Consider the following 17,122-nt stretch of genomic DNA (forward strand, 5'->3'; position numbering starts at 1 on the left):
CGTGGTCGCACAGTCTTGCAAACAAAGGTAATATATACGAAGTATAGAGATTGGATAAGCGAATGCAAGACGATATTTCAGGTTGGTCCGAATGGTACCGCAATTTTTCTATGATTGAAGAAATTTCAAGTCCAAGTGAGTTACATGGTTTACTGACCGGTATAGTTTGTGTGACAAATGCACCAACTGAAGCCGAGTGGCAACAGATTCTGGCAACCCTGAATGTGCCCGAACTCAGCCCGGAAGCGCTGGATATTTTAACCGGTGAAGCGGAAGATGTAGCGCATGCTTTATCTGAAGATGAACTGGATTATCTGCCCCTGTTACCGGATGATGAACACGTATTACAAGAGCGGGTACAGGCCCTGGCTGACTGGTGTGCCGGCGTGGTACTGGGCTTTGGCCTGGCGTCCGGACATATCCGCAGCGATGAGCTGGAGCTGATTGAACATCTGCAAGATGTGGCAGCAGTCGAGTTTGAAGACTCGGACAATGACGAAGAAGGCGAAGAAAGCTATCAGGAATTATATGAATTTGTCCGCCTGATTCCGGTCAGCCTGTCGGTTGGCCGCAAGAAAATAGCGGTTGATGAAAGTTCTTTGTTACAAAACGTACATGCCAAGTCACGTCAGGTGGCTGCGCCAGAAAGTGGCAGTATTGTTGAAATGTTTACCCCACATCGTCCGAGCTGATTCGGGCGATACCATCCTCCCTTTATTTAGGCTGCGAAGAAAAATTAATGAAGAAACTGACCCAGGTAGAATTTAAAGAACGTCGTGACCGTCTGGCTGAACTGATGGGACCACACAGTATTGCCATTATTGCCACCAGTCCGGTGGCCATGCGTAACCGGGATGCTGACTATAAATATCGAACGGACAGCAGTTTCTTCTACTTGACCGGCTTTGCAGAACCTGAAGCGGTCGCGGTCATTGAAACCTATGAATCTATAGATGAAGGCTATACCTATAGCCTGTTTTGCCGCGAACGTAACCGGGAGATGGAAATCTGGAATGGCTATCGTGCTGGTATTGATGGCGCCATTGAACAGTATGAGGCCGATGAAGCCTATGCCATTGACCTGCTCGATGAAGAAATTCTGGAAAAACTGCTGGATAAAAACCAGCTCTTTTACCGTATTGGACAGAATGCCGAATTTGATGCGCGGGTGGCCAAATGGATTGCAGCTGCCAATGGCGAAAGCCGCCGTGGCACCTCGGCACCAGCGCAGGTGGTGCAGCTCGACCGTCTGGTCGATGAAATGCGTTTGCACAAAGACACCAAAGAGCTGGAACTGATGCAAATTGCGGCAGATATTTCTGCCGAAGCGCATACCCGGGCCATGCAAACGGTACGCCCCGGCATGATGGAATATGCGCTGGAAGCCGAACTGAATTATGTGTTTGGCCGAAATGGCTGTGTTCCATCTTATAACAGTATTGTTGGCGGCGGTGAAAATGCCTGCATTCTACACTATGTAGAAAATGACAAAGAACTGAAAGATGGCGATTTGGTGCTAATTGATGCCGCCTGTGAATATCAGTTCTATGCTTCGGATATTACCCGAACCTTTCCGGTGAATGGTAAATTCAGCCCAGAGCAAAAAGCGCTATATAACCTTGTACTAGATGCCCAGATTGCAGCAATTAATGCCGTACAGATTGGCAACTCCTATAAAGAACCACACCATGTGGCGGTACGTATTCTGGTGCAGGGCCTGCTTGATTTAGGCATTATGCAGGGTGATCTGGACGAGATTATTGCGTCAGAAAGCTATCGTCAGTTCTATATGCATGGCACAGGCCACTGGCTGGGCATGGATGTGCATGATGTCGGAACTTATAAGGTTGATGGCGAATGGCGTGCTTATGAAGCCGGTATGGTGGTTACGGTTGAGCCGGGTCTATACATTGCCCCGGATGATGAAACGGTAGATCCAAAATGGCGTGGCATTGGCATCCGGATTGAAGATGATATTGTCGCGACCAAAAATGGACCACTGAACTTAACTGCGAAAGTAGTGAAAACTGTAGACGAGATTGAAGCGTTGATGGCTGCGACCAAATAAAAGCCGTACAGCTCAAAAGCCGGTCAGAAGATCGGCTTTTTTGATTTTGAATTAGCGTTAATGGATTAAATAGAGATAGACATCCAGACTAATGAACGAAAATATGCCAAACCCATTTAAAAATATTGCCAACGCTATGAGGAAATACATAGCCTAAAACAAAACAGCAAATGACTGTAAAAATTACAATATGGGCTGAGCTTATTGTAAGGCTGAGATAGAGGGAGGAAAAAATTGCTAACCCTAGCCCCAAAAAAATCCCGGCGACAGCGTAGTAAAATGCTGTAATAAAACGTTCAGTATGATCCATTTATTATCCTAACATTCTAATTATTTTAAGAAATTATAGTATAGCTTTTAGATTGAATAATAGAAGACTTAACGTGCGGCCGGAAAGTCATGAAACATCCATTGTATGCCCCACAACAGAACCAAGATTAAAACGACTAAAAAGATAAGTTCTAATTTCTTCATGTTTTAAATTTTCTACAATGAATAGCATACAGCTGATACGAATTCTTTAATTTATTTTATCTACGTTAGGGCTGTCGCTTGCTCAGCTTAAGTCTAGCGCTCCAGGCTTTGTATAGATGTTATATTGCATACCATTCCAGTGTCATCTTATGGAATAACATCTTTTAAACGGGATTTATGGTCAGAACACGCAAGCGCTGAAGCTCAGAAATTCCAGCCATCCACACGAATCATTATAAAAATCCAATCCCTTGATGTAATATAAAATCAATCATGATTAAGATGTATCTAAACTTTTGAGATACCACAAATAAGGATTCAAGCATGCAACAAGAAGTCATCATCGTGGGCGGCGGTATGGTGGGGCTGAGTTTGGCGCTCATGTTGGCCAAAGCCAATATTGCGGTCAAACTGCTCGAAGCAATTCAATACCCGAATTATGATGATGCCAATCTTGCCCCGTATCACTCCAGTTTTGATGCACGAAACAGTGCGCTGTCGCGTCGTAGCGTACAGATTTATCAGGAACTGGGCCTATGGGATGCCTTGCAGGAACATGCTGTCCCGATTCTGGAAGTGCACATTACCGAGCAGGGCAGTTTGGGGAAAGCGCGTCTGCAAGCCGAACAGGAAAAAGTCGAAAGTTTTGGACAGGTGATTGAAAATGCCTGGTTAGGCCGGGTGTTATTGACTCAGGTGCGCGCTGAACCTTTAATTGAACTGATTGATGGGGTAAAAGTCACTTCCCTGACCCAAGATACAGATCTGGCTTATCTGGAAGCGCAGCGTGGAAGTGAAGTCTTAAAACTGCAATCCAAACTGGTGATTGCTGCCGATGGCCGCGATTCATTCTGCCGTAAAGCCCTAGGCATTGGGGTGGATGAACATGATTATGATCAGGTCGCCATTGTAACCACCGTACAAACCTCTAAACCACACAATCATGTCGGTTTTGAGCGTTTCAGTCCTTTAGGTCCGCTGGCGTTATTGCCTTTGCCGGGCGAATATCGTCGTTCGGTGGTCTGGCCGGTGAAAAAAGGCACGGAACATGAATGGGTGGGGGAAGACAATGACCAGCATTTCCTTAATGCCTTGCAGCAGACTTATGGCGATCGGGCTGGAAAATTCCAGAAAACCGGGCGCCGTTTTAGCTTCCCGCTTTCGCAGGTGCTGGCAGAAAAACAGGCTGTGGGCCGAGTAGTACTGATGGGCAATGCGGCACATACTATTCACCCGGTGGCTGGACAGGGCTTTAACCTGTGTATGCGCGATGCTTATGTGTTGGTGCGTTATTTAAAAGAACAGCTGGCTCAACAGGCCGATTTGGGCGATGCCGCCATGCTGCAAGATTATGAAAAATCCCGTCTGACCGATCAGCAGCGCGTGATCAAATTCTGTGACAGCGTGGTGCGTGGCTTTAGTAACCAGAATCCGGTGCTGAAACTGCTCAGAAATACCGGTCTGATTGCCTTTGATACCATTCCGGGAATTAAACCACTTGTTGCCAACTATGCCATGGGATTAAAAGCATGAACCAGACAGCACACGTATTAGACGCCGTTATTGTGGGTGGTGGTTTGGTCGGTGGCTTAACCGCATTATTACTGGCCCAAGGTGGAGTGCAAGCCACGGTGCTGGATGCCGCCCCAATTCTGGATGCAGAAAAAACCTTAAGTATGGCCAATCCGCGCGTACTGGCTTTAAGTCAGGCCACCATCCATCTGCTAAAAAATGTGGGTGTTTGGGACAAACTGGCGCGTCAGCAGCCTTATACTGGCATGCAGGTCTGGAATAAAAATGGCTATGGCGAAATCAATTTTGGTCAGCCGGCAGAAAAAACACCCGGAGTGGACCAGGCGCTGGGTTCGATGGTGGAGCCGAGTATTTTAAATCTGGCCATTCAGCAAACCATGCTGACGCAGATTCAGGATTATCGCACGCAGGTCAAAGTCACCCGGATTGAGCAGGGGATTGGTGTCTGGCATATTTTCCTGGCCGATGGTACGAAGCTCAGCACCAAACTGTTAATTGGCGCAGATGGGGCCAATTCCTTTGTCCGCGAACAGGCCTTTATTGATCTGGATGTGCTGGATTATCAGCAGGCAGGCATCAGTTGTGCTATTCGAACTGTCCAGCCGCATCAGCATGTGGCGCGTCAGATTTTTCTGGAAACCGGTCCACTGGCATACCTGCCAATGAGCAGCCTCAAGCCTGAACAGGATGGCCATTGGCAATCTATTGTCTGGACGCTACCAGAGGATTATGCAGAAGAATATGCCGCGTTATCCGATCAGGAATTTACCCAGCTGTTGACCCGTGAAAGCCATCATATGTTGGGTCAAGTACTGGAAGCTACACCACGTGCCCGTTTCCCTTTAAAAGCCCGTGCTGCGCAGCACTATGTCGAGCCGGGACTGGCACTCATTGGCGATGCGGCGCATGTGATTCATCCACTGGCCGGGCAGGGCGTCAATATTGGCTGTCTGGATGCCGCAGTCTTGTGTGATGTTCTGCTGCATGACCGGGCACGTGGGGTCTGGGCGCATGAGCAGACCTTGAAGCGTTATGAGCATCGTCGTAAAGGTCAAAATGATGCAATGATGCACAGCATGTCTGCAATAGGCTGGCTGGAAACCACCCAGTTATTCCCGCTGGTCTGGGGACGTAATTTTGGCTTGAAGCAGGTTGAACAGCTGCCGGTGTTAAAGGATGCTTTTATGGCGCAGGCCAATGGTTTGCATCTGCTGAAAGACACGCGGTATGCGGTCTAGCTAGAAATAGTTATTTTTTAAACATTCATTAATACATGATTACGAATTTGGTTAAAAAAGACACGATTTTTTTGTCTTTACCTCTAGGCGAAAGGCGCAGAGATTGATAAATTTCTTCCTAATTGCATGACAACGTTCACCAGGACTCAATTGAGGTCATTTGCGGGGAGATTAAAATGACGGATATGAACGATTATGATGATGTAGAAGATACCACCGTCGATGACGATGAGGCAAAAGCGGCTGAAAAAGGTGCACTGGACAGCGAAGATGCCGTAAACGATGGTGATGTGGCGGAAGCAGAAACCTTAACCGTAACCGCTAAACAGAAGCAACGCCAAGCGTTAGAAGATGAAATTGCGGCCTTCTTGGCACGTGGGGGAAAAATTACTGAAGTCCCACCAGATGAGGCTGCACGCCAATAAGAAAAAAGCATCACTCCGGTGATGCTTTTTTTATTGCGAATCAACAGCCAGAATCAGTCATCATTGTTCTGGTTCAGTTCCAGCGCACGCTGATAGGCCACTTTTTTCTTGATCCCGGTTAAATCGGCGGCCAGCTGTGACGCGGCTTTCACCGATAAATCCTGCAATAGTCGGGTGAGCAGCTGATCCAGCTTTTCCTGCTCCAGATCTTTTTCCGCGGTTGCACCACCCACCACCAGTACAATTTCACCTTTTTGCTGATGATGATCAGCTTCAATAAAACTGACCAGCTCACCCAGCGTCATCTTCTTGATGGTTTCAAAGGTTTTGGTAATTTCACGGGCAAAACCGACCGGGCGCTCGGCGCCAAAAATACTGGCCATATCTTTAACGCTGTCCAGAATCCGGTGTGGCGCTTCATAAAAAATCAGGGTCGCAGTCTGGTCTTTAAGTTTTTCCAGACTCAAGATACGCTGTGACTGTTTTGACGGTAAAAAGCCTTCAAAGCTAAAGCGGTCACTCGGTAAACCAACCGCACTGAGCGCTGCAATTGCGGCACAGGCTCCCGGAACTGGAATCACCCGGATATTATGTTCTTGGGCGGCGCGGACCAGTTTAAAACCGGGGTCGCTAATTAGCGGGGTACCGGCATCACTAATCAGGGCCATATTTTCGCCGTTCAGCAGGCGCTGAACCAATATATCAATTTTGTTACTTTCATTGTGTTCATGGCACGCCGTTAACGGAGTTGATATATTATAGTGCTTTAATAATTGAGCAGAGGTCCGTGTATCCTCTGCCGCAATAATGTTTACAGACTTTAGAACATCAATCGCCCGATAGGTCATGTCGTCTAAGTGCCCAATTGGGGTGGCTACAACAAATAACTGAGCACTCATTAGGTTTCTCCATGTTTAGGCAAATTATTAATAACAATAAAAGACAGCTTCAAAAAGCAATTATCACCACGGCGCTGTTGGGCGCAGGACTTTCAGTCGCCCAGGCCGAGATTCTGGTCATTCTACCTGAATCGGGTCCTATGGCGCGAGCCGGTTTCAGTATTCAGCAGGGTTTTATGCACGCTTATCAGGCATCGGGTGAGAAGATGCCGGTTAAATTGATTAATTCCGAGCAGCGCAAAATTGGACCTTTGTTACGTCAGCATGTTAATGCTAGAACCCGGGTGGTGATTGGACCTTTGGCACGTGCCGATGTTGAGCAGTTAATTGCGCTGCGGCCCAAAGTGCGTACACTGGCCTTAAACGAGGTGATCCAGCAGCATCCACGGGTGCTACAGTTTAGCCTGTCAAAAAAAGATGATGCGCAGACCTTAAAGCAGCTGTTCCAGAAAGATCAGATCAATCATTTGTATATTCTGCGTGAACCCGGCACCGAAGCTGAACACGAACTGTTATTGATGTCTTTGGTGTCGCAGCTGGACTATCCGGTGGAAGTGGTGGACAGTCTGCCGAGATGGCTGAAACGTCAGCAAGGGGTGTTATTGCTGGGTTCAAATGGCTGGATCAATCGCCAGAACAGGTTGCCCAAAAAGCGCTTATACAGTCTGGCCAATGCCGTCGAGTCACAGCAGCAGTTACCGCAAGGCCTGCAGTTTTGTGATGCGCCGGCTTTATATCAGTCCCGATGGGCAGATGTACAGGCCGGAATTCAGGCGGCCAAGGCGGAACACTTTTCTTTTCAGCGGCTGGTGGCCTTTGGTGGAGATGCCTGGCAGATCGCCAATTATTATCTGAAACAGCCACAATTAAACCGCATCGAGTTTGAAGGGCGAACCGGTTTAATCCGGATTCAGGACAACCAGATTCAGCGTATTCCAAAATGCTATGTGCAGCAGAAACAGCTGATGCAGATCCTGTAAATGGTCAGTCAGCGCGCGCGTTTGGGGCAGTGGGCTGAGCAGCAGGCCGCAGTATTATTAGAGCAGCAGGGCTATCATATTCTGGCGGCCAATTACCATTGCCGTTATGGTGAAATCGACCTGATTGCCCGGCAGGATCAGCAATTAGTCTTTGTGGAGGTAAAGGCACGATCTTTTAGCGATTATGGCCGGGCGGTGGAGGTGGTTTCCATCTCCAAGCAGCAAAAGCTGATTAAAACTGCGCTGACCTATTTGAGCAATTCTGCACAATTACAGGATTTTTATTGTCGATTTGATGTGATTTGTTTTGATTTTACTGAACAAATTGCAAAAACAGTACAGCAAGATTTTTCCAATTTCACGTATGATCTGCAATGGATTGAAAATGCTTTTACTTTTGATTCAGAGTTCATTAATCTTTGAAGAGAATTGAAGCAAAGATGCTTGAAAACAGAAATGAATAAGTAATGAGGAGTCTTGCTGAGTGTTAAATCGTATCGCAATCACAGTGCTGTGTGTGGCAAGTCTATCCGGCTGTGCAAGTTTTATTTCCAGTGGTACGGGTTCTGCACCTGTAGGAACGGAAAGTGGCGCACGCTCACTTGGCCAGGTCTTTATTGATAACTCCATTGAACGTACAGCAAAAATTAATTTATATAAGCTGGATGCCCGTTTTAAACAGTCACGCGTTAATATTGAAAGTTTCCACGGCAATGTATTGCTGACCGGTCAGGTGCCAGATGCACATCTGAAGCAGTTGGCGGAAGACAATGTACGCGCCATGAGTGATGTCAAAACCGTACACAACTATATTACCGTGGGCAACCAGATTGGTTATAGCACCATCATGCAGGACACCACCGTGACCGCCAATACCCGTGGCCTGATTATGAAAGCGCCGGTGGTTTCTGACAGTAAAGTGCGAATTCACACCGAAGATGGCGTGCTGTATGTGATGGGCCGTTTGAATAATGCGGAAATCGCCGATTTAAATCAGGTGTTACAGCAGGTTGGTAATGTCACCAAAATTGTGACCTTAATTGACAATATTGAAGCCTCACAGGCCACATCTTCTGGTTTTGCCAGCCCGATGATGAATGTACAGCCGGATGTACAAACCCCGCTCGCCATTGATCCGGACCAGATCGAGCCAACGAATGCGCTCTAAGTTGTTCCAGTTTAAAACGCAGCTGCAATATCGTCTGGTTCAGGCCAAAAGTGTATATCAGGAATTCCGCCTGTATGATTTTGGCAGTTATGCCCTGAACCGTTTGACTCCACGACAGGGCTATACGGTAGAGAACGATCTGGCTTATGGAGCGAATGAACGCCATCAGCTGGATTTGTACCGGACTGCCCAGCCACGTCCCCAGCAGCCGTTAATTGTTTTTGTCCATGGTGGTGCCTGGTCACGGGGTGATAAAAAAGATTATCGCTTTGTTGGCGAAGCTTTTGCCCAACAAGGTTTTGATGTTGCCGTCATTAATTATCAACTGGCGCCGCAGAATATTTTTCCGGTCTATATTGATGACCTGACTTTGGCACTGAACTATCTGCATGATCAGCAGGCAGAGTTAAGGATTAACACTGATCAGATTATCCTAATGGGGCACTCGGCCGGTGCGTTTAATATCATGTCGGTGCTGTATCATCCGCAGCCTTATGCGCTGAACTGCCGAGACAATATTCGGGCTGCGATTGGCTTGGCTGGTCCCTATCATTTTGACTATAAAGATGATCCGCTTTGTGCCGATGCATTTGATCAGACCATTCCTTATCATGATGTGATGCCGTATTACTTTGTGGAAAGTAATCACATTCGTCACTATTTGCTGGTGGCTGAGAATGACCAGATTGTGCATTTGAGTAATGCGGTTGATTTTGATCATGTGCTAAACAAGCATGGCAATCATAGTCAGCTGATCACCATTTCACGCACCGGGCATGTCAGTATTATGGGCTCGGTATCGAGTCTGTTTAGCCGTTATTTCAAGACCAAGCACACGATTATGCAGGCGCTGGAAGAAACGCTAAATTCCTGAGTAGTGTCTCTTTAGAGCCAGGCTTTGCTGTCGTCGGCGACGGCAGAGCCTTCGGTCACGTGTTTGATCATGGCATGGGCAATACTGCCTTTGAACGGAATATTCGGCAGTTGATCAAATTTAAAGAATTGCGCATCGCTGATTTCTTCTTCCTGTAACTGCAGTTCACCACCGGCATATTCGGCTTTAAAGGCAATCATCAGGTTGCTTGGAAAAGGCCAGGGCTGACTGGCCAGATACTGAATATTCTTTAGCTGGATACCGACTTCTTCCGCGGTTTCACGGCGTACCGCTTCTTCCAAGGTTTCTCCCACCTCAACAAAACCGGCAATCAGGCCATACATATTGGTGGTGTTTCGCGCATTTTTGGCCAGCAGAATTTCATCTTCACCGCGGGTAATGACGGTAATGACACAGGGTTGTACACGTGGATATTGGCGATAATGGCAGACCGGGCAAACCATGGCATATTCGGTGGCATGCGCTTCGGTTGGATGGCCGCAGTGGCTGCAAAAACGGTGATTACGACGCCATTCTAGCAACTGGATTGCACGGCTGGCCTGTTCAAATTCGGCACTGTTCCAGAACTGTAACAGCTGGCGAATTGGCAATAATTGATAGCCTTCAGGAATGGGCTCATCGGGGAGTAAGTCGCGGGCAATCACCTGATTGCCCGTAGACAGGTCACTTGCTAATTTTTCAACTCGGGGCAGTTGAAACTGTTCATCGACCAGCAGTTGCTGTTGGTGAAAAATATAGGCAAGTGAGAGTTCAGACATTAGGCTACAGCTTTCAGTTTTTCGCTACTTGCCAATGCTACATCAAACATCGACTGTAAAACAGGCTGTTTGTTTTTTAAATTGTCAATCAGCATGTCGGCACCGGCCAAGGTGTCTAACACGGCATTCAGCTCGTCACTACTGAGCGTTTCACCGGCTTCGCATTTACGATAGATAAAGTCAGCGGCAGTCAGCAGCGCCTGCTGGCCTTTTTCTTCATTCAGGAACAGCAGGGCACCGGCCACTTCACGCAGCTGGGTACAGGTGTTTTCCAATAAACGCACATCCTGATCCTGAACGTGCTGCACCAGAATCTGCTGAGCCAGATCAATTAAGGTTTTGGTTTCGCTCAGCAATACTTCATGCGCTTCATCTAAACGGTCCAGCGAAATGTGCATGTTGTTAACGCGCAGCTGTAAACGGCTAGAGGTATGATGACGCTCCAGCACCCCAATCGAGTTCATCGCTGATAAAATGGTGTTCATCAGCTGCTGGGCAAAGCTTTCTTCTTTGAGCACTTCGGCCTGACTCAAGGCGTCGGCCTGAACCAGCAGATCACGGTGGGCTTCATTCAGGTTCAGTACTTTAAAGATGTTGGCCAGATCTTTGAGCTTGGCTTGCAACTCCTGGGTTTTTTCAGGGGTCATGTTCTGGTAGTTGTATTCGATGTCATTGCGAATCTGCGCCATTTCGCTGGTCGCCAGAGCACTGATGGTCTGCATGGTTTCAAAATCCGGACCATACAGATGACGGCTGAAGACCTGTAACTGGGTGTCAGTCAGCAGGTCTTCACCAATATTCAGCTGTTCGCGGATGTGCTGGGCCACCTGATCTTCCTGGCTAATGCACAGGCTCAGGATGTTGGCCAGATCACTTAACTGGGCCTGGAAGCTGTCTGGTGCGGCAAAGTATTGACGCATATTCAGTTCAATACTGATTAAGGTGCGTAAACGTGGTTCATTCAGCAGCAGGTTATCAATCTGGTTTAACGCCACATAGACCAGATTCCAGTATTGTTGGCTTGGATGCTGGGCGGATAGACCGGCTAAATAGGTGCCGACCAGTTTCATGGCTTGCAGATCCAGCTCGGATTCTTCCTGCTTCAGCAGTTTGTACAGTGACAGTTTATACAGCTGATGCACATAGCCTGATTTTTCCAGACCGGGTGCTTGTGGCAATTTGAATTCCGGGTGAATACAGTCCAGCAGAGATTCAATATGCTGGCCTTCCTGGGTGAGTGGTTTACCCAAGGCACGTTCCAGACGGTTTAAGGTATCGAGCAGGAACTGTGGAATTTTAACTTCGCGCAGACAAATAAATTCGATGTAGCGCTTGAGCATGGTGGTGCCTTCACTTAAGGCAATCACGTCTTCAGTTTTAATTTGCGCCGGATTCCCCATAATCTTGCGCATTAATTCTGCTGAATATTGGGCAATTTTTGCCAGGCTCGACATATCAATCAGGGCCAGTACCTGGGCACATTGCTCAAACTGGTTAAGGGCATCATCAATCCCGAAAGGTAAAGTCTGATCTTCTGCCAAGGTGCTGACTGCGGATTCCACCAATTTGATTGAATTATCAACCTCATTTTTTATTATCAGTAACGCAGTCGGATCAAAATGAATAGAGGTTTGGTAAGACATGTATCTGCACCTTTCCTAGTGTTTTATCTGTTTATGGGCCTGCTGCAAAAACAGCAGACCTGTTTATCTTAACTATAACTGAACTAGGAACAGATTAAATACAAAAAATTACAATCGTCGGTTTTTTATTTGGCAAAAAAGCAGGGCTGTCCATGCTTTTCTTCAAATTGTTTGACCCAATTCTCATGTGCTTCCAGCTCTGCGGCGGAAGGCAGAATCACCGGCAATTCCACTTCAATGCTGCGACGACCCGATTCACCGCTTTGTTCTTCATGATGAGCTGACAGGGCATCCATATCAAAGGATACCTGGCCACCGGTCATGGCTAGATAGACATCGGCCAAAATTTCAGCATCGAGCAAGGCGCCGTGGAAGGTACGGTCACGCGCCGGAATTTCATAACGCTTCACTAAGGCATCGAGCGAGTTCTTTTGTCCCGGATGCTTGTTTTTGGCCATTACCAGGGTATCGGTGACTTCACACACCGCCGATAAATCGCCTAGACCACAGCGGTTAAACTCCATATCCAGGAAGTTCATATCGAAGGTGGCGTTATGCGCAATAATTTCCGCGCCTTTTAAATAGTCATACAGCACTGCAGCAATTTCGGCATACTTCGGCTTGTCTTTTAAAAACTCATCCGAAATACCGTGCACCACTTCCGATTCACCGACCGGTTTTTCCGGGTTGATATAAATATGAATCGAGCTGCCGGTCAGTTTGCGGTTGACCATTTCAATCGCGCCGACTTCAATAATCCGGTCACCATCCTGATAATAAAAACCGGTGGTTTCCGTATCCAGAATCAGCTGGCGTGGACCATAAGCCTGAACCGTGGCCGGGGTAATCACAATATGGGGATGCGATGACGTGTTTGCTGGCGCTGTTGCACTCTGGTTCTGGGTTTCATCTTGGATCAGGACTTCGTTCTGATTCGGGCTGTCATTTTGACTGAGGGTTTGCGTCACGGTAATGCTGTGCTGGGTCAGACTGAGATGATCCTCCTGCACCATTAGCAGTTCTTCTTCGACTTCAACGTCTAGTTGGCTATCGTCTAGATCGAAGCCAAAAGGGTCGTCGAGCAACCAGTCAGATTCTGCTTTTTTTTTAGCCGTGCCCGGCGGGATGACTTCAGACTCAGCGCTTTTATCTTCAGTAATGATTTGTACCGGCGTCACTTTGACCTGCTGTGCAAATACCAGATCGGCCCCTTTGTTGGCCAGCTGATCGGCCATTTCATTGCCAGCATGGCCAGCGTGACCTTTAATCCAGTGCCATTCAATTTCACGACCCTGACAGATGGCATCCAGTTTTTGCCATAGGTCCGGATTTTTCACATCTTTCCAGTTTTTCTTTTTCCAGCCGGCAATCCATTCGGTCATGCCGCGTTTGACATAGTTGGAATCGGTCCAGAGAATCAGTTTGGCCTCTGCCGGGCAGAACTGAATGCCTTCAATGGCTGCCGTCAGCTCCATACGGTTGTTGGTGGTTTCCAGTTCCCCGCCATAGAGTTTGTGCTGCTGGGTTTCTGTAATGACATATGCACCCCAACCGCCCAAGCCAGGGTTTCCACGACAAGCACCATCCACATATAGTGTGATTGTTTGAGACATAAGCCAGATCCAAAAAGAGCCAAATAAAAACCGAGCCGCTATTGTATAACGCAATTGCAGATCAGAAACGCCGAAGACGTCAATTTTTTAATTTCTTGTAACATTTATATTAGAATCGCGCTAGAGTAAAACCTTGTGTCGTAGTGATGCTTCACTACAATGTCAAATCTAAAAAATAATTTATAGACGAGTTGTTTGGATTTCCTATGTATAAACCAACCACACGCATGTGGCAGCCTATGGTCCCGGCACTATTTAAAATTACAGTTTTGGGTTCAGCGCTGGCCGCGCTCGGCATCAGCACCGGCTGTACCTCTACACAAAGTGCCAGCAAAGCGTCAACGTCGAGTCAGGTTGGTTCAGGTTATCTGGACGCCAGCAGTTTAGATTCACTGGAAGATTTATTGTCGGCCACCGACATGCGCGCGGTAGAAGGCGACCGTTTACTGATTTTAAAACACGGTGATGTCTGGAAGCGTATGACCGTAGGTTTCAAAATGGATCTGGAACACTGGAATCCGCGTATTGAAGCGCAGCGCGGCTGGTTTATTTCACGTCAGCCGTATATTGACCGTTTAAGTGCGCGTGCTTCACGTTATCTGTATCACACAGTTAAAGAAGCCGAGCGCCGTGGCATGCCGACCGAACTGGCATTATTACCAGTCATTGAAAGTTCGTACGACCCGGCAGCAACCAGTAGTGCTGCTGCAGCCGGTTTATGGCAGTTTATTCCAAGTACCGGACGTATTTATGGTCTGAAACAGACCCCGCTGTATGATGGCCGCCGTGATGTGGTCGAATCGACCCGTGCTGCCTATGAATTCCTCGGTAGCCTGTATAACCAGTTTGGTTCCTGGGAGTTGGCTCTGGCCGCTTATAATGCCGGACCGGGCCGTATTCAGCAGGCGATTAACCGTAACAAGGCTGCCGGTTTACCGACCGATTACTGGTCACTGAAATTGCCACAGGAAACCATGAACTATGTGCCGCGTTTCCTGGCAGTGGCGCAAATTATTAAAAATCCAGGTGCCTACGGGGTGCGTTTGCCGCCAATTGCCAACCGTCCCCATTTCCGTGAAGTGACGGTCGGAGCGGTGAATTTAAATGATGTGGCCAATATTACTGGTCTTAGCCGTGCCGAGTTATATGCACTGAACCCGGGCCATCGTACTGACCGAATTGACAGTGCCAGCCCGATGCGGATTCTGATTCCAGCCGATTTAAGCCCAACAGTCGATGAACGTCTGAAAAACCTGCAAGGTGGTGGATTGCTGGCCAGCAACACTCGTCCTAGTGTGACGACGCAGACCACGACCAGTGCCCCAGCTACAAAAACCACCACACCCGCTTTGACGGCCAGTGTGACTCAGCGTACTGCTACGACTACACCAGCGAGCACAGCCAAAACTGCTAGCAGCACGACTACAACCAGCACCAAACGGATCAGTACGCCACGCGGTTCATCGGCTTTGGCCTCTTTTGCGGCCAATTCAGATATTCCAAGTGCTCCACGTATTCCGGTGGCCATTACCCCGGCACAGAATATTCAGCCGGTGAAGGTCGAACCGCCAATTTCAGCAGCAGAACGTGAACAGATTCTGGCGGCAGTGAAAACTGAAGACCAGAACAAAACGGTAGAAGAGGTGTTGCAGCCGGTGGCCTCTCAGGCTGAACAGGCGCAGGTGGTGGCCGAGTTAAAAGAAATTGCACCACAAGGCACTGAAATTGTCGATCCTTATGATGGCAAAATTAAGCTGACCGCGATTCAGACCAGTCTGTCGGTGGCCGAGCAGCAAGGCAAAGAGCTGACCAAAGGTTTTGCTTACCCGAAAAGTGTCGCGGATAGCACCCGTCCAGATTCAGATGAAGCCCAGCGGAACCAGGGCAAGAACGTAATCAAGACCGACACTGAAGTGGTGGTGGTGCCGCCAAAAGGCAAGCGCAGTACCTATACGGTACAGGCCGGCGATACCCTGGTGCTGATTGCCATGAAAAATGGGGTGAACTGGCGTGATGTGGCAAAATGGAACCAGATTGATCCAAACTCGACTTTATATGCCGGTACCACCATCTATTTATATGATGCCAAACCACAAGCTGCCGCGCCAGCCAAAGCCAAAGAGCAGCCGGAATCCTATGTGGTTAAAGCTAACGATACCTTAACCGGCGTGGCCAATCAGTTTGGTTTATCGGTCAAGCAACTGGCGGATTACAATAATCTGAACACAAGCAGTGGCCTGTTTGTCGGCCAGAAGCTGAATCTGCAAGAAACAGCAGAGATGCGTGCCAAGGCAGCTGAGCAGAAAGCGGCTGAAACCAAAGTGGCCACGCAAAGCTATACGGTGAAGCGCGGTGAATATCTGAAACTGATTGCGGACCGTCATGGCTTGTCCAATGCAGAACTGGCAGCCTTAACTCCGGGTCTGACTGCGGGCAGCAGTTTGCTGGTTGGACAGCGGATTAATGTGCCTGTAAGTGACTCGAAAGCCGAAGCAAAAACTGAAACGGCCGCAGAGAGTCGTCGTGCAGTGCCAAGTACATCAACAGCTGAGATTAAAACGGAAAACTATACTGTCCAGCGCGGAGACACCTTATCGAGTGTGGCCGCACAAAGCAAAATGAGTCTGGCTGATCTGGCCGCCTTAAACCAGATTTCGACCAATACCGGCCTGCGAATTGGGCAAACTTTAAAAATTCCCGCCGGTTCGACCATCCCGGATAGTTATACAGTACAGTCGGGAGATACCTTAACTGCCATTGCCAACCGCTATAACCTGAGTCTGGAGCAGATTGCCAGTTTAAATGGCATCAGCCGGACTGCCGGTTTACGTACCGGCCAGCGCCTGAAACTCAGCGGTGAGCCAGCGCTAGTGGAAGAAAGTAAGGTCAGCACAACTGCGGCAAACTCTGATATTCATATTGTAAAATCGGGTGAGACCTTAAATAGTATTGCGCGTAAATATCATTTGCAGCTGAACTATCTGGCCGCACTAAATGATCTGCCACGTACTGCTGCACTGCGGATTGGCCAGCGTTTAAAAATTGAAGGTGATCTGGACAGCAGTAGCAACCGTGCCGCGGAAAGTGCAGCGGTGAGCACCGCCAGCACGGGTAAAGCAACCGAAGCCTATACTGTTAAAGCCGGTGAGTCCTTAAATGCCATTGCCAGCCGTACCGGTATTTCGGTCGCTGAACTGGCGGCCTTGAATGGGCTGAGTCCGCGTGCCGGTTTAAGAGTGGGACAAACCCTGCAATTGCCAAAAACCATGACAGAATATAAGGTCAAGCGCGGTGATACCCTGATTGGGCTGGCCAGCCGTTATGGTCTGGAAACCAGTGAACTGGCTGATATGAACGAGATTAAACCGAATACGCAGCTGCGTATTGGAGAGATCATCAAGGTTCCGAACCTGTAATTGCCGGGCACA

14 protein-coding genes are annotated in these 17,122 nt (G+C 48.2%); 10 read left to right on the forward strand and 4 right to left on the reverse strand.

Annotated features, from left to right (window positions below; all coding sequences use genetic code 11):
* Nucleotides 1–62 precede the first annotated feature (62 nt).
* The 5 genes from FTT64_RS05950 to FTT64_RS05970 all read left to right on the forward strand — a co-directional run bounded on the left by FTT64_RS05950 (nucleotide 63) and on the right by FTT64_RS05970 (nucleotide 5,738).
* Nucleotides 63–692: a UPF0149 family protein gene (locus FTT64_RS05950; protein ID WP_127798882.1), complete on the forward strand. Its 630-nt coding sequence runs from the start codon at nucleotides 63–65 to the stop codon at nucleotides 690–692.
* Between the two features lie 47 nt (nucleotides 693–739).
* Nucleotides 740–2,068 carry a Xaa-Pro aminopeptidase gene (gene pepP, locus FTT64_RS05955; protein WP_180182186.1) on the forward strand — a complete coding sequence of 443 codons (1,329 nt, stop codon included), beginning with the start codon at nucleotides 740–742 and terminating at the stop codon, nucleotides 2,066–2,068.
* 798 nt (nucleotides 2,069–2,866) lie between these two features.
* Nucleotides 2,867–4,075, forward strand: coding sequence for a 2-octaprenyl-6-methoxyphenyl hydroxylase (ubiH, locus tag FTT64_RS05960; protein WP_180182185.1), 1,209 nt, complete (start codon nucleotides 2,867–2,869; stop codon nucleotides 4,073–4,075).
* On the forward strand, nucleotides 4,072–5,313 hold the full coding sequence (locus FTT64_RS05965; RefSeq protein ID WP_180182184.1) for an FAD-dependent monooxygenase: 1,242 nt from the start codon (nucleotides 4,072–4,074) through the stop codon (nucleotides 5,311–5,313). The genes ubiH and FTT64_RS05965 overlap by 4 nt, the downstream gene beginning before the upstream one ends.
* 176 nt (nucleotides 5,314–5,489) lie before the next feature.
* Nucleotides 5,490–5,738 carry a hypothetical protein gene (locus FTT64_RS05970; RefSeq protein WP_005179228.1) on the forward strand — a complete coding sequence of 83 codons (249 nt, stop codon included), beginning with the start codon at nucleotides 5,490–5,492 and terminating at the stop codon, nucleotides 5,736–5,738.
* A gap of 53 nt (nucleotides 5,739–5,791) precedes the next feature.
* On the opposite strand, the gene rsmI is transcribed toward FTT64_RS05970, so the two are convergent.
* Complete coding sequence (gene rsmI / locus FTT64_RS05975; protein WP_005179227.1) at nucleotides 5,792–6,637, reverse strand: 16S rRNA (cytidine(1402)-2'-O)-methyltransferase; 846 nt, start codon at nucleotides 6,635–6,637, stop codon at nucleotides 5,792–5,794.
* A gap of 11 nt (nucleotides 6,638–6,648) precedes the next feature.
* On the opposite strand from rsmI, the gene FTT64_RS05980 reads away from it, so the two are divergent.
* The 4 genes from FTT64_RS05980 (at nucleotide 6,649) to FTT64_RS05995 (ending at nucleotide 9,659) form a co-directional block, all read left to right on the forward strand.
* A complete protein-coding gene (locus tag FTT64_RS05980) occupies nucleotides 6,649–7,617 on the forward strand; it encodes a penicillin-binding protein activator (RefSeq protein ID WP_005179226.1) in 969 nt (322 codons plus the stop codon).
* Nucleotides 7,618–8,040 (forward strand): YraN family protein, encoded by a 423-nt coding sequence (locus FTT64_RS05985; protein ID WP_180182183.1) that lies wholly within the window; start codon nucleotides 7,618–7,620, stop codon nucleotides 8,038–8,040.
* Nucleotides 8,041–8,101: 61 nt separating this feature from the next.
* Nucleotides 8,102–8,785 (forward strand): BON domain-containing protein, encoded by a 684-nt coding sequence (locus FTT64_RS05990; RefSeq protein ID WP_180182182.1) that lies wholly within the window; start codon nucleotides 8,102–8,104, stop codon nucleotides 8,783–8,785.
* Entirely contained in the window at nucleotides 8,775–9,659 is an 885-nt protein-coding gene (locus FTT64_RS05995) for an alpha/beta hydrolase (RefSeq protein WP_104470026.1), read from the forward strand. Before FTT64_RS05990 ends, FTT64_RS05995 begins: the two co-directional genes overlap by 11 nt.
* Before the next feature lie 11 nt (nucleotides 9,660–9,670).
* On the opposite strand, the gene nudC is transcribed toward FTT64_RS05995, so the two are convergent.
* The 3 genes from nudC to dnaQ form a co-directional block, all read right to left on the reverse strand.
* Nucleotides 9,671–10,438, reverse strand: a complete 768-nt coding sequence (gene nudC, locus FTT64_RS06000) for an NAD(+) diphosphatase (protein ID WP_180182181.1) — start codon at nucleotides 10,436–10,438, stop codon at nucleotides 9,671–9,673.
* A complete protein-coding gene (locus tag FTT64_RS06005; RefSeq protein ID WP_005179216.1) occupies nucleotides 10,438–12,081 on the reverse strand; it encodes a hypothetical protein in 1,644 nt (547 codons plus the stop codon). The genes nudC and FTT64_RS06005 overlap by 1 nt, the downstream gene beginning before the upstream one ends.
* 125 nt (nucleotides 12,082–12,206) lie before the next feature.
* Entirely contained in the window at nucleotides 12,207–13,694 is a 1,488-nt protein-coding gene (gene dnaQ / locus FTT64_RS06010) for a DNA polymerase III subunit epsilon (protein ID WP_005179215.1), read from the reverse strand.
* Between the two features lie 206 nt (nucleotides 13,695–13,900).
* Between dnaQ and FTT64_RS06015 the strand changes: the two genes are divergently transcribed.
* Nucleotides 13,901–17,110, forward strand: a complete 3,210-nt coding sequence (locus FTT64_RS06015; protein WP_168382198.1) for a LysM peptidoglycan-binding domain-containing protein — start codon at nucleotides 13,901–13,903, stop codon at nucleotides 17,108–17,110.
* Nucleotides 17,111–17,122 lie beyond the last annotated feature (12 nt).

This window comes from Acinetobacter sp. Q186-3, assembly GCF_013420655.1.
Taxonomy (GTDB): domain Bacteria; phylum Pseudomonadota; class Gammaproteobacteria; order Pseudomonadales; family Moraxellaceae; genus Acinetobacter; species Acinetobacter indicus.

What these genes read in the sequence shown, in the direction of transcription:
- FTT64_RS05965 (WP_180182184.1), top strand. Translation starts at nt 4,072, where the DNA reads ATGAACCAGACAGCACACGTATTAGACGCCGTTATTGTGGGTGGTGGT.
- dnaQ (WP_005179215.1), bottom strand. Translation starts at nt 13,694, where the DNA reads ATGTCTCAAACAATCACACTATATGTGGATGGTGCTTGTCGTGGAAAC.
- nudC (WP_180182181.1), bottom strand. Translation starts at nt 10,438, where the DNA reads ATGTCTGAACTCTCACTTGCCTATATTTTTCACCAACAGCAACTGCTG.
- FTT64_RS05950 (WP_127798882.1), top strand. Translation starts at nt 63, where the DNA reads ATGCAAGACGATATTTCAGGTTGGTCCGAATGGTACCGCAATTTTTCT.
- FTT64_RS05985 (WP_180182183.1), top strand. Translation starts at nt 7,618, where the DNA reads ATGGTCAGTCAGCGCGCGCGTTTGGGGCAGTGGGCTGAGCAGCAGGCC.
- pepP (WP_180182186.1), top strand. Translation starts at nt 740, where the DNA reads ATGAAGAAACTGACCCAGGTAGAATTTAAAGAACGTCGTGACCGTCTG.
- ubiH (WP_180182185.1), top strand. Translation starts at nt 2,867, where the DNA reads ATGCAACAAGAAGTCATCATCGTGGGCGGCGGTATGGTGGGGCTGAGT.
- FTT64_RS05970 (WP_005179228.1), top strand. Translation starts at nt 5,490, where the DNA reads ATGACGGATATGAACGATTATGATGATGTAGAAGATACCACCGTCGAT.
- FTT64_RS06015 (WP_168382198.1), top strand. Translation starts at nt 13,901, where the DNA reads ATGTATAAACCAACCACACGCATGTGGCAGCCTATGGTCCCGGCACTA.
- FTT64_RS05980 (WP_005179226.1), top strand. Translation starts at nt 6,649, where the DNA reads ATGTTTAGGCAAATTATTAATAACAATAAAAGACAGCTTCAAAAAGCA.
- FTT64_RS05995 (WP_104470026.1), top strand. Translation starts at nt 8,775, where the DNA reads ATGCGCTCTAAGTTGTTCCAGTTTAAAACGCAGCTGCAATATCGTCTG.
- rsmI (WP_005179227.1), bottom strand. Translation starts at nt 6,637, where the DNA reads ATGAGTGCTCAGTTATTTGTTGTAGCCACCCCAATTGGGCACTTAGAC.
- FTT64_RS06005 (WP_005179216.1), bottom strand. Translation starts at nt 12,081, where the DNA reads ATGTCTTACCAAACCTCTATTCATTTTGATCCGACTGCGTTACTGATA.